The 14,670-nt window shown below is 59.8% G+C and carries 12 protein-coding genes; 10 read left to right on the forward strand and 2 right to left on the reverse strand.

Translation table 11 applies throughout. The features are described 5' to 3' along the window. Window positions 1-93: 93 nt before the first annotated feature. Window positions 94-2,241, reverse strand: a complete 2,148-nt coding sequence (fadJ, locus tag I6G90_RS05445; protein WP_197930104.1) for a fatty acid oxidation complex subunit alpha FadJ — start codon at window positions 2,239-2,241, stop codon at window positions 94-96. After that, window positions 2,241-3,551, reverse strand: a complete 1,311-nt coding sequence (gene fadI / locus I6G90_RS05450) for an acetyl-CoA C-acyltransferase FadI (protein WP_139408547.1) — start codon at window positions 3,549-3,551, stop codon at window positions 2,241-2,243. Before fadI ends, fadJ begins: the two co-directional genes overlap by 1 nt. Window positions 3,552-3,733: 182 nt before the next feature. On the opposite strand from fadI, the gene I6G90_RS05455 reads away from it, so the two are divergent. The 10 genes from I6G90_RS05455 (at window position 3,734) to I6G90_RS05500 (ending at window position 14,606) form a co-directional block, all read left to right on the forward strand. Further along, window positions 3,734-4,684 carry an AAA family ATPase gene (locus tag I6G90_RS05455; RefSeq protein WP_197930105.1) on the forward strand — a complete coding sequence of 317 codons (951 nt, stop codon included), beginning with the start codon at window positions 3,734-3,736 and terminating at the stop codon, window positions 4,682-4,684. Further along, on the forward strand, window positions 4,675-5,577 hold the full coding sequence (locus tag I6G90_RS05460) for a DUF58 domain-containing protein (protein ID WP_197930106.1): 903 nt from the start codon (window positions 4,675-4,677) through the stop codon (window positions 5,575-5,577). The genes I6G90_RS05455 and I6G90_RS05460 overlap by 10 nt, the downstream gene beginning before the upstream one ends. Continuing rightward, a complete protein-coding gene (locus I6G90_RS05465; protein ID WP_197930108.1) occupies window positions 5,562-6,101 on the forward strand; it encodes a DUF4381 domain-containing protein in 540 nt (179 codons plus the stop codon). Before I6G90_RS05460 ends, I6G90_RS05465 begins: the two co-directional genes overlap by 16 nt. Continuing rightward, entirely contained in the window at window positions 6,098-7,090 is a 993-nt protein-coding gene (locus I6G90_RS05470; RefSeq protein WP_111806941.1) for a VWA domain-containing protein, read from the forward strand. The genes I6G90_RS05465 and I6G90_RS05470 overlap by 4 nt, the downstream gene beginning before the upstream one ends. Continuing rightward, window positions 7,081-8,535, forward strand: a complete 1,455-nt coding sequence (locus I6G90_RS05475) for a VWA domain-containing protein (protein ID WP_197930110.1) — start codon at window positions 7,081-7,083, stop codon at window positions 8,533-8,535. Before I6G90_RS05470 ends, I6G90_RS05475 begins: the two co-directional genes overlap by 10 nt. Before the next feature lie 20 nt (window positions 8,536-8,555). Continuing rightward, window positions 8,556-10,067: a BatD family protein gene (locus I6G90_RS05480; protein ID WP_197931163.1), complete on the forward strand. Its 1,512-nt coding sequence runs from the start codon at window positions 8,556-8,558 to the stop codon at window positions 10,065-10,067. A 13-nt stretch (window positions 10,068-10,080) separates the two neighbouring features. After that, window positions 10,081-10,680, forward strand: a complete 600-nt coding sequence (locus tag I6G90_RS05485; protein WP_197930112.1) for a sigma-70 family RNA polymerase sigma factor — start codon at window positions 10,081-10,083, stop codon at window positions 10,678-10,680. After that, entirely contained in the window at window positions 10,673-11,452 is a 780-nt protein-coding gene (locus I6G90_RS05490; RefSeq protein ID WP_197930113.1) for a DUF3379 domain-containing protein, read from the forward strand. The genes I6G90_RS05485 and I6G90_RS05490 overlap by 8 nt, the downstream gene beginning before the upstream one ends. Window positions 11,453-11,840: 388 nt before the next feature. Then, window positions 11,841-13,118, forward strand: a complete 1,278-nt coding sequence (locus I6G90_RS05495) for an outer membrane protein transport protein (RefSeq protein WP_197930114.1) — start codon at window positions 11,841-11,843, stop codon at window positions 13,116-13,118. Window positions 13,119-13,370: 252 nt separating this feature from the next. Then, window positions 13,371-14,606: an OmpP1/FadL family transporter gene (locus I6G90_RS05500; RefSeq protein WP_197930115.1), complete on the forward strand. Its 1,236-nt coding sequence runs from the start codon at window positions 13,371-13,373 to the stop codon at window positions 14,604-14,606. Window positions 14,607-14,670 lie beyond the last annotated feature (64 nt).

The following is a 14,670-nucleotide window of genomic DNA, read 5'->3' on the forward strand; positions in this document are numbered from 1 at the left end:
TCCCAAGCCATACAACCCGAACAAACCACCACATAGAAAGAGGCCCGCATGGTGTGCGGGCCTCTTTGCCTTGCGGTCAATCTGCAGCGGTTATCAGTAGAAGGTCTGCTGCTCTGCGGCCATCGCCTTGAGACGGGCACAGGGGGCAAACCGGTCGCCGTGGCGCTTCTGGTAATACTCCAGACGGCCAACCAGATGATCGATCCCCAACGTGTCCATGTAGCGGAACGGGCCGCCGAGGAAAGGCGGGAAGCCGATGCCGAAGATGGCCCCGATATCGCCATCACGGGCCGAGGCCACCACACCGCTATCCAGCGCCATGGCCGCTTCGTTGAGCATCAGCAGCACGCAACGCTCGGCGATCTCCTGACGGGCCAGCTTGGCAGAAGGCTTGATGCCGAGCACGCCATAGACGCTCTCGTCCACCGTCTTCTTGCCCTCTTTGCCGGTCAGCTTGTTACGCGGTGCCGCCTTGCCATAGAGGTAGAAGCCCTTGCCGTTCTTGCGTCCCTTGCGATCGTTTTGCAGCAGCTTGTCGAACGCCTTGGGCGCCTGGAACTGCTCGCCGCCCAGCTCTTTCTCAAGGATGGGAGAGATCTTGGCGCCCACGTCGATACCGACCTCATCAAGCAAGGTGATGGGGCCAACCGGGAAGCCAAAGTCCAGCAGCGCGCTGTCCAGCACCTCCACCGGCTCACCTTCCAGTACCAGTCTTGCCGCCTCGTTCATATAGGGAGCGAGGATGCGGTTGACGTAAAAACCGGCTTCGTCCTTCACCACGATGGGGGTTTTGCCCTGGGCACGGGCAAAAGCCAGGGCGGTGGCGACCGTCTCGGCACTGGTGCCAGCGTGGGGGATGATCTCCGCCAGCGGCATCTTGTCGACCGGGCTGAAGTAGTGCAGCCCCACGATCCGCTCCGGATGCGCCGCCTCTGCCGCAATCTGGTTGATGGGCAGGGAGGAGGTGTTGGAGGCAAACACGGTGTGCTCACCGCACTCACGCTCCACGTCTTTCACCATCTGGTGCTTGAGATTGAGATCCTCAAACACCGCCTCCACTACCATGTCGACCCGGTGGAAACCGGAGTAGTCGAGGGTACCGGTCAGCAGGCTCATCTGCTTTTCCAGCTCGCTGCGCAGGATGTGACGACGCTTGAGCTTCTTGGCCAGAATGTCGTAGCTGTAGCGCATGGCATTACCGATGCCACTGCTGGCTACATCCTTGATCCGCACCGGTACGCCCGCCTTGGTGGCGGTGACGAACGCGATGCCGCCGCCCATCAGACCACCGCCCAGCACGGCAGCATGGGCCACCTTGCGCGGCTCGGCCCCCTGATAGGTGACCTCTTTCTTCATCTCGGTGGTGGCAAAGAAGATAGAGCGCAGGGCGGCAGACTCAGCCGTCATCACCAGCTCGCCAAAGTGGCGGGATTCGGCGGCCAGACCGGCTTTCATCCCCTCCTCTACACCGATGCGCACAACGTCCAGGATCCGCTCCGGCGCCGGGTAGTTGCCACGGGTCTTGGCTTTCACCCCCTTGCTGGCCTGATCGAACAGCACCTTGCGACCCAGCTTGTTGGTCTCCAGCACCTTGCCCTGCAGATCCCGTTTCAACTGATGGCGCGGTTTACCCTTCTTGGCCAGCTTGATAGCGGCATCCAGCAAGATGGAGGGCGGCACCACATCGTCCACCAGCCCCAATTTCTTGGCTTGTTTGGCCCGCACCTGCTTGCCGGTCAGCATCAGATCCAGCGCCTTGGCCACCCCGATGAGGCGCGGCAGACGCTGGGTACCGCCAGAGCCCGGCAGCAGGCCGAGCTGCACTTCCGGCAATCCCAGCACGGTTTTACCGTGCTCGGTCACCACCCGGCCATGACAGGCCAGCGCCAACTCCAGCCCGCCACCGAGGCAGGGGCCGTGAATGGCGGCGATCACCGGAATGGTCAGCCCCTCGATCTCGGCAAAGATCTCCTGCCCTTCCCGCGACAGGGTCTCGGCATCCTTGGCACTGGTGCAGGCGGCCAGCATGGTGATATCGGCACCGGCGATGAAGGAGTCCTTCTTGCCGGAGGTGATCACCAGACCGATCAAATCCTTGTTGCGTTTGACCTCGGCCAGTACGGTGCGGATCTCCTCCACAAAGGCAGCCTTGAGGGTATTCATGCTCTCGCCCGGCACATCCATGGTGAGGATGCCGATGCCATCTTTGCGAACATCCAGGGAAAAAGTCTTAGCGCTCATCATTCAACCTCCAACACCATAGCCACGCCCAATCCACCCGCCGCACAGGCGGTGTTGAGCCCCAATCCCCCACCGCGACGACGCAACTCGTGCAGGGTCTGGGTGATCATCCGCGCACCGGTCGCGGCAAAGGGGTGGCCGTAGGCCAGCGAACCGCCGAGGACGTTGAACTTGTCCATGTCTACCTCGCCGATGGCCTGATCGCGGCCCAGCTTGTCACGGGCAAACTCGTGGCTGGCAAACATCTTGAGGTTGGCCAGAGTCTGGGCGGCAAAGGCTTCGTGCATGTCGATCAGGGTCAGATCGCTGAGCGTGATACCGGCTCTGTCCAGCGCCAGCGGCGTGGCATAGGAGGGCGCCATCAGCATGTCTTGCCATACATCGATGGCCGAAAAAGCGAAACTGCGGATATAGCCCAGCGGTTCGAGGCCCAACTCCTTCGCCCGACCTTCGCGCATCAGCAGGACGGCGGCGGCGCCGTCGGTGAGCGGGGTGGCGTTGGCGGCAGTCACTGTGCCATGGACCCGGTCAAACACCGGCTTGAGCTTGGCGTAGCTCGCGAGATCCGAGCTTTCACGGATGTTGTTGTCCCGCTCCAGCGGTGACTTGTAGGGCGGCACGTGAGCAGTAAACACCTCGCCATTGAGCTTGCCATCGGCCCAGGCCTGCGCGGCCAGGGTGTGGGAGCGGTGAGCCAGCGCATCTTGCGCCTCGCGGCTGATCTGGTGGCTCTTGGCCATCTGCTCGGCCGTCTGCCCCATGGAGAGGCCGGTGGAGTATTCCGCCACCGCAGGCGGCACCGGCAGCAGATCCTTGACCCGCAATTGACGCAGAATATTGAAGCGCTGCTGCAAATTGCGCGCCTTGTTGAGATCCACCAAGGCGCGCGCCAGCGTCTTGCTCACCCCGATGGGCAGCACGGAAGAGGAGTCGGCGCCGCCAGCGATGGCGATATCCACAGTACCGGCCATGATGGATTCGGTGACGTTGGCCACCGCCTGAAAACTGGTGGCGCAGGCGCGGGAGACACTATAGGCATCGGTGGTGACGCTCATGCCGGTACCGAGCACGATCTCGCGGGCAATGTTGGGGGCTTCCGGCATCTGCACCACCTGGCCAAACACCAGCTGATCGATCAGCATGGGATCGAGATCGGTGCGGGCGAGCAACTCGCTCACCACCAGTTTGCCTAGATCGACTGCTGGCACGCCATGAAAGGCGGTGGCCTGCTTGGCAAAGGGGGTACGCAGCCCCGCCACGACGGCAATCCGTTCGCCCTGGCGAGTCGTCAGTTTCAATGGCTGTTTCATCCTGGCTCCTTGGTTTAAAAGGCAGAGGTCTGACCTCATTGCGCCACATCTTAACAATCCAATCACAAGTTTCATACAGCTGATTGAAACTAAATTAAGCACGGCAAGGCCCCTTTGCTCGCCCTTGGGGAGCAACTGGAGTATAAAAAGATCAACTTCCATAAAAACAACGGGTTTATCGCATGGCAGCGGCCGAATTCAGCGCGCTTAGGGACTATCTTGGCAGTCAGATCCTGGGACAGGAGGAGCTTGTCGAAGGACTCTTGATCGCCCTGTTATGTGAAGGACATGTGTTAATCGAAGGGGCCCCCGGTCTTGCCAAAACCCGCGCCGTCAAGGCGCTCGCGGGAGCCGTCGAGGGGCGCTTTGCCCGTATCCAGTTTACCCCCGACCTGCTCCCCGCCGATCTCACCGGCAGCGAGGTGTTTCACCCGCAGGATGCCAGTTTTGTTTTCCAGCCAGGTCCCCTCTTCAACCATCTGGTGCTGGCGGACGAGATCAACCGGGCACCGGCCAAGGTGCAATCAGCGCTGCTGGAGGCCATGGCCGAACACCAGATCACCGTGGGCAAAAAGAGCTGGCGACTGCCGCCTCTCTTTATGGTGGCAGCCACCCAGAACCCCATCGAGCAGGAGGGTACCTATCCCCTGCCGGAAGCCCAGCTAGACCGCTTTCTGCTCAAGCTGATGGTGGATTACCCGAGCCCCACCATGGAGCTCGCCATCTTGCAGCTCAACGCCAGCGGCGAACAGCTTGGCGCGGTACCAGTGACTCTGAGCCAGACCACCTTGCAAGGTGCTCGCAGCGAAGTGCTGGCGGTCACCATGCAAAGCAGACTGGAGCACTATCTGGTGGAGCTGGTCTGCGCTACCCGCCCGGGCAGTGGTCTTTGCCCTGCCCTCGAGCCGCTGATTGCCGTGGGGGCTAGCCCTCGGGCTACGCTGGGACTGGCTCGCTCCGCCCGCGCCCGAGCCTGGCTCGCCGGACGTGATTATGTGCTGCCGGAAGATATTCAGCTGCAAGCCTATCCTGTGCTGCGCCACCGCCTTATTCCCAGCTATCAGGCACTGGCCGACAATCTGGATAACGATATCCTGATCGCCCAACTGCTGGATCAGGTGCCATGTCCCTAACACCGGACCTCCATCCCGATATCGCCCTGTCGCTGCCACGGCTGCTCAATATCCGGCTCTGGGCCAAGGCCAGGAAGCCACCTCACGCAGGCAGAAGCAGCAGCGAACGCGGCAAACCGAGCCGCTCTCCCGGACTCACGTTTCAGGAGCTGCGCGCCTATCAGGCTGGTGACGAGGTACGCCATATCGACTGGCGAGTGACCGCACGCCTCGGTCGTCCCTATACCCGCCTCTATAGCGAGGAGCTGGATCAGGCGCACTGGCTGCTGCTCGATCTCTCTCCTGCCATGTATTTCGGCTCCACGCTGCAACTCAAGGCGCGTCTGGGGTGCGAGCTGGCAGCAGCCTTGATCTGGCAAGGGGGGAAGCAGCACAACACCCTGATCTGCCACGGGCTTATCCCCCATCACCAGAGCCAGCGGGGCAGCGTGCTGCCCCTGCTCGAATCCCTCTGCCATCACTATCAGCAAGGGCTGGCACGACGTGCGCTCTCTCACTCGCTGGGCGACACCTTGTCCGGCGTGAAGCTGCCTCACGGTGCCAAGCTGACGATCATCACCGATCACAGACCCTGCGAGTCGGTGCTCTGTCAGCAATTGCAACTGCTCTCCCGGCGCCACGATATTCACTATTGGCAGATCCGTGACCCCCTCGAGGCAGCCCTTCCCCCTGACGGCCAGCTGCCAGTGGCCATCGATCGGCCTGGGCAGCACTATCAGGGCTGGCTGGATGGGAGCCATGCCGGTTTCTCCCGCCGCTACCGGCATGTCGCCGAGCAGCAACTGGCCCACGGCAAACAGTTGCTGTTGCCATTGGTGCAGCGCCTCTATCTGCTCGATAACGGCCAGACGCTGCAACAACAGTGGCAGGAGGGGTTATGTCATCAGGGATGATCTCCCCCGCCGAACTCGACAGCGCCAGTCCCGCCTCCGACGCCATCACTCCGCCGCTGGCCGCCCTGATGCGCGACATTCACCCGGGAGCGAATCTGATTGAACAGAGTCTTGACCCCAGAGTGCAGGCGCTATTGTGGCTATTGATCACAGCGTTATTGCTGCTACTGATCGTCCTGATTGCCCGCAGGGTGATACGTTACCGCCGCTGGTGTCGTCAGCTGGAGGGAGATCCCGCACTGCTGGTGGCACGCATACAGGAGGCCCTGCGTCATGAATCACTGCAACGCTGGCCCGAGGCGCGCCAGCTGCAGGGAGAGGCGTGGCTCGCCTTCGTCGATCGTCACGGGGGCAGCAATTTCAGCCAGTTCTCGTCTCACTGGAGCAGTTGGCTCTATGGCAGCCAGAACCCGACTCGCGAGCAGTGCGAACAGCTTCGGCAACATTATCGCCGTTGGGGTCAAACCCTCTTCTTGCAGCTCTCCCCCCGCCCAAGACGCAAAGCCGCGCGGAGGCATCCATGATCCTGGCCTGGCCCTGGTTTGCGCTGGCGCTGGTGCTGCCCTTGCTGGTGCGCTTCGGCTTGCCGCCCCTGCGCCACGGCTATCTGGCTCACCCCGGGTTTGCGCTGCTGCGTCCCCACGCCGGATTGCCGCTCTGGCGCGCCATGCTGCTCTGGGGTGCCCTCATCCTCGCCCTCTGCCGCCCCCAGTGGTGGGGAGAACCGGTGATCCAATATGAAGGGAGTCGGGATCTGCTGCTGGCGGTAGATCTGTCAGACAGCATGCGCACCCCTGATATGCTCGATAACGGCGAGCAGCAAGCACGGCTGACGGCGGTGCGCCAGCAGATCAAGGCGCTGATCGCCAAACGGGCCGGAGACAGGGTGGGCCTCATTGTCTTTGCCGATCACGCCTACCTGCTCTCTCCCCTCACTCAGGAGATCCCGGCGCTGTTGACCTTGAGCGACGAGCTCGATTTTGATCTGGTCGGCCGAACCACCGCCCTTGGCGAAGCAATCCAGCTGGCACGTCAGCATGGGGATCCTGGTCGCCCCACCGCCCTGCTGCTGGTCACCGATGGCCGCAATACCGCAGGCAATGCCGACCCGCTGCAGGAGGCCAAACTCGCCGCGGCGCAGGGAATACGGATCTATACGCTGGGAGTCGGGGCCGATCCCGATACCTTTATTCAACCCTACGATGAGGCTGGCAGCAGTCAGGCCGATCCCAGCAGCGAACTGGACGAGCCGCTTCTTCAAGCGCTGGCGCAGACAGGCCAGGGACGCTACTTTCGGGCACGTACCCAGAGCGATCTCGATGCCATCAACGCGACCCTCAATGCCCTTGAACCAGCTCCCATGCCGGTTGCCCACTACCAGCCGGTGATCGAGCTCTACCCCTGGCCGTTGGCACTGCTTTGTGGTTTGCTGCTTCTGCCATCAGGGCGCGGCAGGCTGGAGTTTCGCAAGGTGCGTAGCTGGTTGGCACGAGGCGCGCGCAGATGGAGCTGATCTTGCTCCGACCCCTGTGGCTGATTGCACTCATTCCCTGGCTCTGGCAAGGGTGGATTCGTCGTCGCCAGCCCCCGCTGCTCGCACCAGCCATGCAGGCTTATCTGCTGCCCGCATCCCGCCCTCAGCGCCCCTGGCTCTGGCTGGCAACCCTGCCCGTGATTTTGGCCCTGAGCGGGCCAGCCCTTCGCGGTGAGCTGCAACAGCAGCCTGCGGCGCCGCTCGATATCTGGCTGCTGGACTTGTCACGCTCGATGACCGCCACCGATCTCAAACCGGATCGGGCGACCCGGGTAAGATGGCAGTTGCAGCAACTGCTGAGCCGCGCCAAGGGGGAGCGCATCGCGCTGATCCTCTACGCGGGCGATGCCTATCTCGCCATGCCGCCAACCCGGGATCATCAGGCCCTTTCGCTGCTGCTGCCCGACTTGCGCCCCGATATCATGCCGCTGCAGGGCAGCAACCCGGCACGGGCCGTTGAACTTGCCATGAAGCAGATTGCTCCCGGTGAACAGGCGCGTCTGCTGCTGATCACCGACGACCTCACCACGAACCAGATGACCCAAATCGCCGCACTCTGGCCCTGCCAGCAGCGCCTTCTTTGCCGCGGCACCCAGTCGGCTCGACTCGATATTCTGCTCGCCAGCAGCGGTCAACCGGCCCCCATGCCCGCCATCCCGGCCAATGAGTTGGGGTTTGCCACCCGCATGCCCGCGCAGTTACCCGCCCCCGATAGTCAGGCTATTGCCGCCCTAGCCAATCGTCTTGGCGGTGAGCTGCAGTGGCTTGGCAACGACGTTCCTCGCTTTGCACCGCTCCCCACCACTACCTCGGCCCTCACCCCGGCGCCACTGGATCTTGGCCCTTGGTTGCTGATCCCCTTGTTACCGCTCGCCTTGCTGGCCAGAGTCGGCGCACGGCTGATGGTGGTGGCGCTGATGGTGGGAGCGCAGCTGCTTGCGCCACAAGATCTGCAAGCGGCAGAGAGGGGGGATCTACAGGCGATGCAGGCTTATCAACAGGGAGATTTTGAGCAGGCAGCCCGCACCTTCAACGACCCAGTCTGGCGCGGCAACGCCTGGTATCGGGCCGGCGCCTACCGGCAAGCCATCGCAGTTTATCAGGAGGCATCGAGCGCCACCGCCCACTACAATCGCGGCAATGCCCTGCTGCAACTGGGGGAGTTTGCGGCAGCCAAGGAGGCCTATCTGGCCGCACTGGCGCTGGAGCCCAGCCATGAAGATGCGCTCTATAACCTCTCTCTGTTACAAGGCGGTGCGGCGGCCGCTCCCGATACCAGCAACAGCAAGCAGCCCGAACCATCGGCTGATCAGCAGGCGACGGCAATGCCCCTGCCACCCTCTCCCCCGGTGTTGCTGTTGGAGCAGCGACTGCGCAAAGAGGCGCTGCGCCGGGATCTGATCAAGGTGGAGGAGCCCTGGTGACGCGGGCAGGATGGGGGCTGTTGCTCGCACTGGCGAGTCCATTTTGCTGGGCCTTGCCTCCTCGCGCAGAGTTGCTGCCTGGGGCCGACCCCAGCGATTGGCTGCTGATCATCGAAGCGGATGGCGAGCGCCAGAGCAGCGAGCTGGAGATCACCCCCCTACTGCGCCAGTTTGCAGTGGGCAGAGTGACCATGAGCAGGGTCACCACCCCGGTACAACAACTGACTCGCTGGCAGATCCCGCTGCACCAGAGCAATTCACCCACTGATACAGAGGTGGTGATTGCCCCGCTAAAGCTGGAAAATGAGTTCACCCCCTCGCTCACCTTGTCGATACGACAGGCAAGTACAGCCGCGCTGCCACAGCCCGCAGCCCCCTCGCCCCTCGAGATGCAGGCAAGCCTTGATCATCAGGGCCCGCTCTATCCCGGCCAGCCGGTGATCTACCGACTGACCCTGTGGCTGCCCACCAGTATGCAAAACCCGGCGCTGAGCGAGCTCAGCTCTGCCCACTTCACCATCCGTCGCCTCGGTAACGATGAGTGGATCGCCCCTGCGCAATCAGGGCTGCCCGGCAGGCTCACCCGCAGCTGGCTCGTTCAGGCAAAGGCACCGGGGCTCTGGCACCTTGACTCCCCCCGCTTGCAGGGGCAGCTCACGCAGCAAGGGGGCAAGGCACAACGACTCTCGGCCCGCGCGGCACCACTCGAGATTCGAGTAGACAAGGCCCCCGCCACGCCGGTGGCCACCCGGCTGACCCTGAGCCAACGGCTTGAACCGGCCACCACGGGCGAAGTGGGTGAACCGCTGATCCGGATCCTCACTCTGACCATGGAAAATGGTGACAGCGGCCAGATCCAGCTTGCCCCCCTGATGGCCTATCAACTGCCCACGGGTGTGCAGGCCCATCCCGATGGTGAGCAACAGCAGGAGCGTTACCGCGAAGGCAAACTGCTGTTTGAGCGACAGTGGCGCCAGACTCTGGTTGCGGAGCAGAGCGGCGACTATCAGCTGCCCCCCATTGACCTGCCCTGGTTTGATACCCAAAGTGGCCGGATTGAGCAGGCCAGCCTGCCCGCCATCACGCTGACATTTCAGCCAGCGACACGTTCGCAACCTGGTGATCAGCGCCCGCAGATGGCGCTGCGAGAGAGCCTTTGGTGGGTCGTACTGGCCCTGGCACTGCGTGCACTATGGCGCCACGGGCCTCGCTGGTGCGCCTTCTATCGACTGCAGCGCGCCCTTGGCCAACATCAGCCGGATGCCAGTCGCAAGGCGCTGATCCAGTGGGCGAGTTTGCGCTGGCAAGTCCCCTGTTATCATTCAGGCCAGTTGCCTAGCGCTGGGCATAATCGGACCGGCAACGCGCTCGCCGCACTCGAGCGAGCCTGTTTTGCCCGGCCCTCTGCTGGCCCGCCCATCGAGTGGCGCACTCTGGCGCGAACCCTCAGGGCCGATGAAACCGCCGGTATTGCGTACCTGATTTACCTGCTGGCGCACGGGAGCTCCCGCTCCCGCCGCCACGCTCCCTGACAAGGATTGCCCTATGGCACTGCTGTTTTTTAGAAAAAAACGTGCTCGGCAGCATATTGGTGGAAATGATCCGGCCACTTCGCCGGTCTCTGATCCCATGGCTGACAAACAAACCAAATTTGAAGCACTGGTTCATGCGCTGCACGGCGATCTCTACCGCTATGCCTACTGGCTGGCCCGGGATCCCAACGTGGCGGAAGATCTGGTGCAAGAGACCTTCCTGCGTGCATGGAAGGCGATCGATACCCTGCAAGATGACAAGGCGGCCAAGGGGTGGCTCATCACCATCCTCAGACGGGAGAACGCCCGCCGCTTCGAACGCAAACAGCTGGAGCTGGTGGATCTCGACGATCACCCTCAGCCCCAGCACGACACGCTGCACAGCGAACAGCAGATGGAGCACGAATGGTTGCACCGTCACATCGCCAGGCTGCCCGAGGAGTATCAGGAGCCACTGCTGCTGCAAGTCGTGGCAGGATTCAGTGGTGAAGAGATCGCCGAGATGCTCGGCCTCAACAAGAACACCGTCATGACCCGACTGTTTCGCGCCCGCAACCAGATCAAGGAGGCGATGGAGCAGAAGAACCAAGCAAGAGGACACGGACATGGATGAACTCGAATTTCGCCGCAACGCCATGATCCAGCCCAACGATCAACAGCCGGACTTTCTCAAAGCCGCTGAAGCCAGCCAGGCCAATCGGAACTGCCTCGACGAGATGAAGCAGTTCGACAGAAGCTTCAAGCGCGCCATGCAGGTAGAGGTCCCCGCCGGACTGGCTGAGCGGATCCTGCTCAGGCAAGCCATGCTGCAAGACAGTGACACGCAAGATGATATGCCGCCATCCCGCCCCCTTGGTACGGCGCCGGTCAAGAGCCGGGCCTCGACATCCTGGCGCCAGATCGCTATGGCCGCATCGGTCGCCTTCCTGCTGGGGATGAGCACCCGCTGGATCTCGCTGCCAGAGACAACGCCCACGGCTCTTTCCCTCGCACAAGTGGCCATGGCCCACGTCTATGGCGAAGCGCCCTTTATCCAGGGTATCGACGAACGGGTCAATTTACAGAGCATCAATGCCAAGCTGGAGATGTACGGAGCAACCCTGAAGGAGATGGATGGACTGAAGGTGACCTATGTCAATCACTGCTCGTTTTATCAGGGGCCAGCTTTGCATATGGTGATCAGGGGAGAGATGGGGCCAGTCACCCTCTTTATCGTGCCCAAACATGTCCCGCTAACCCTGCAACAGGCCAACTTTGAAGATGGCACCCTCAAAGGGGAGATAGTCCGGCTAAAAGGGGCCAATATGGTGCTGATTGGCGAGATGAAAGAGCCACTTGCACCCGTTGCCAGCGCACTACAGTCACAGCTGCAGTGGGCCATTTAACAAAGCCTGACCAGACCTGAATGACAGGCAGCCGTCACGAGTGGCTGCCTGTTTCCCACCGTTTCCCCCGCGTTGTCGCTCATTTGCCTCAAAATATCGAAAAATCGGCAAAATTATTTTTGTGACCTGGATCGGCAATCCAGGTCAATAATCCGCCGTTACCCTATGAAACTGATGAATTAAACAGCAAGTTAAAACAAATGATTAACACATCGATCACTTTTATGTATTCTGCTGTCACTGGTCTGATTTCTTACCTCCTACCAGATCCATAGAATCACGCCAGAATTGATTGGGAAGAAGCTGAAATAAAAACGGATTTTGTCGAGGTTTGCATTGAACGTGCAGCCAATATCGGCAAAAAAATCTGCCTACAAGAGAGAAAACCATGACGACAACTATTTTCAAGAAGAGCCTGATTGCCGCCACCATCGCGCTGGCCACCGGTCAAGTCCATGCTGCGGCATTCCAGTTGAACGAGCACTCGGCCTCCGGTCTGGGTCGCGCCTATGCCGGTGAAGCGGCTATCGCCGACAACGCCTCCGTACTGGCCCGTAACCCCGCAGCCATGACCACCTTCGACAAGATGGCGGTCTCTGTCTCCGGCACCTACATCAAACCGGATGTGGATGTGGAGGGTAAGCTTTCATCTCCAAGCCCCCTTCTAAACGGTAAGGATGCCAGTCAAAGTGGCATTGCTCCCGCAGCATTCGTACCTGCCTCCTATTTTATCCAACCATTGAATGACCAATGGGCTTGGGGCATCGGTCTGTTCTCAAACTACGGTTTGTCTACCGAATATGATAAGAGCTTTATTGCAGGTCTCGGTGCTGGTGACACTGAATTGATGACTTTGAATATCAATCCAAACATTGCCTATCGTATAAACGAACATTTCAGCATCGGTGCTGGCGTCAATGCCGTATACGGAGCAGCTGAGTTGAACCGTTATGCCGGATTTGCAAGCCCAACGGCTCCAAATACTCGAGTAGCACACCTTAAAGGTGATACTTGGGGTTTCGGTTGGAACGTTGGTTCCTTGTATGAAGTCAATGAAAATCATCGCTTCGCACTGACTTATCGTTCGCAAGTAGATATGAGCTTTGATGGTGATTTCCAAGGATCAACGTCAGGTAACAAAATTGTTGACGGCAATTTGAAGTTAGATCTGCCTGCTCAAGCAGAATTTGCCGGTTACCACCGTTTGAACCAACAATTTGCAGTTCATTACTCCGTCAACTGGACTGACTGGAGCGCGTTCCAAGAATTAAAGGCGACCAGCTCAGGCTGTAATACCCCGGGCCAACCAGGCGTGTGTCTCAATAAACCCGAGAAATTTAAAGACTCCACTCGCTACTCCATCGGCGGTACCTGGTATATCAATCCAGCTTGGGAAGCGCGTCTGGGCTTTGCCTATGACAACAGCCCGATCGAAGCCGAATACCGTAGTCTGAGTATCCCCGACTCGGACCGTATCTGGTATAGCGCTGGTGCCACTTACCATATCAACACCGATATGAGCGTTGACTTTGGTATGGCATATCTGGACGGCAAGAAAGTCGACGTGAATGAAGGTCTGCCAGATCATACTAGTGCAACTCGCTGGCAAGGCACTTCCCACGGCAACGCCTTCCTGGCCTCTGCCCAGTTCAACATGAAGTTCTGATTCTTGATAGAATGGAAAGAGCGCCACCAGGCGCTCTTTTTTTGTCCATAAAACCCATTTCAGCGCACAGATGTAGCACACACGTGTTTATTTTTCTTTTTTAATCAAACTATTAGAATGCCTCCCCCCAGCATTAAATCTTGTTTTGTCCTCAGACCCACCATGTCCGTTGCCTTACTGGTCATACCATATAAAATCCTGCCTCCATTCATATGACCTATTTAACCTTCGGGTAACAGCAAGGATTTTGTCATGCATCCCATCATCAAACCGTCCGCCATCGCTCTGCTGGTGATCGCGGGTCAGACCCATGCCGCCGGGTTCCAGCTGGCTGAACAGTCCGCTACAGGCCTGGGACGCGCCTTTGCCGGTGAGGCCGCCATCGCGGATAACGCCAGCGTGCTCTCCCGCAATGCGGCTGCCATGACTCGCTTCGATCAGATGGCGCTCTCTGGCGGCGCCATCTATGTCAGTCCTGACGTCAATATCGAAGGAAAAACGGCCGGTTTACTGACTCATGCTGATGCTACAGCATACGATATTGCAGCCGCGGCCTGGGTACCCAATGCCTATCTCATCATTCCACTCAATGAGCAGTGGCGCCTCGGCTTCTCTGCAACCTCTTACTACGGTCTTGGCGTCAAGATGCCGGATAACTACAGCGCCGGCCACTTTGGCAATGTCTCCGATATCAAGACCATGGATCTGGGCACCTCACTCGCCTATCGGATCAATGAGATGTGGTCAATCGGTGCAGGGATCTCCGCTATTCAGGGTGAAGGCGAGGTCGGCGGTGTATTTAATGTCGGCCCACATAAGATAGTGAAACATCTGGAAGGTGATGGATGGGCTTTAGGCTGGAATGCGGGGGTGCTGCTAACTCCATCGCAAAGTACACGGGTAGGGCTGTCATATCGCCACGATACAACACTGACGCTCGAAGGTAATGCTCAAGGAGCAAACGGCTTGACCCCATACGAGGATACAGGACGCCTTGATTTACCATTGCCAGCAACCGCTGAATTGGCTCTCTTCCATCAGTTGACCGACAAACTCGCACTCCATGGCAGCCTGAACTGGACCAACTGGAGTAAATTTGTGCAACTGGAAGCAGAGCTGGATCACCAAGGCTCAATGCATATCAAGGATGAGCACTGGGAAGATAGCTGGCGCTATGCCGTCGGTATGACCTATCAGGTCACTCCCCAGTGGCAACTGCGCTCCGGAGTGGCCTATGACGCAAGTCCGGTACCAGCCGATCGTCGTACCATCTCCATCCCGGATGCCGATCGACTCTGGTACAGCCTGGGGATGGGGTATCAGTTCACGCCCAACCTGACCGTGGATCTGGGGCTGACCCTGATCGATGGCAAAAAGGTGGATGTCACCGAAAAAATGGATCTGCTACCAGGTATCACCTCCACCTTCCAGGGCACCTCTGAAGGGGATGCTTGGCTGGCTGGTGCACAATTGAGCTATTTCTTCTAACTTCCTTCCCTGCAAAAAACGCTATGCCAATTATTGCCTTACTCAATAAGGTGAATACTGGCAT

Origin of the sequence: Aeromonas allosaccharophila, from assembly GCF_016026615.1 — a bacterium.
Classification (GTDB): domain Bacteria; phylum Pseudomonadota; class Gammaproteobacteria; order Enterobacterales; family Aeromonadaceae; genus Aeromonas; species Aeromonas allosaccharophila.

What these genes read in the sequence shown, in the direction of transcription:
- I6G90_RS05470 (WP_111806941.1), top strand. Translation starts at nt 6,098, where the DNA reads ATGATCCTGGCCTGGCCCTGGTTTGCGCTGGCGCTGGTGCTGCCCTTG.
- I6G90_RS05490 (WP_197930113.1), top strand. Translation starts at nt 10,673, where the DNA reads ATGGATGAACTCGAATTTCGCCGCAACGCCATGATCCAGCCCAACGAT.
- I6G90_RS05495 (WP_197930114.1), top strand. Translation starts at nt 11,841, where the DNA reads ATGACGACAACTATTTTCAAGAAGAGCCTGATTGCCGCCACCATCGCG.
- fadJ (WP_197930104.1), bottom strand. Translation starts at nt 2,241, where the DNA reads ATGAGCGCTAAGACTTTTTCCCTGGATGTTCGCAAAGATGGCATCGGC.
- I6G90_RS05475 (WP_197930110.1), top strand. Translation starts at nt 7,081, where the DNA reads ATGGAGCTGATCTTGCTCCGACCCCTGTGGCTGATTGCACTCATTCCC.
- I6G90_RS05465 (WP_197930108.1), top strand. Translation starts at nt 5,562, where the DNA reads ATGTCATCAGGGATGATCTCCCCCGCCGAACTCGACAGCGCCAGTCCC.
- I6G90_RS05485 (WP_197930112.1), top strand. Translation starts at nt 10,081, where the DNA reads ATGGCACTGCTGTTTTTTAGAAAAAAACGTGCTCGGCAGCATATTGGT.
- I6G90_RS05455 (WP_197930105.1), top strand. Translation starts at nt 3,734, where the DNA reads ATGGCAGCGGCCGAATTCAGCGCGCTTAGGGACTATCTTGGCAGTCAG.
- I6G90_RS05500 (WP_197930115.1), top strand. Translation starts at nt 13,371, where the DNA reads ATGCATCCCATCATCAAACCGTCCGCCATCGCTCTGCTGGTGATCGCG.
- fadI (WP_139408547.1), bottom strand. Translation starts at nt 3,551, where the DNA reads ATGAAACAGCCATTGAAACTGACGACTCGCCAGGGCGAACGGATTGCC.
- I6G90_RS05460 (WP_197930106.1), top strand. Translation starts at nt 4,675, where the DNA reads ATGTCCCTAACACCGGACCTCCATCCCGATATCGCCCTGTCGCTGCCA.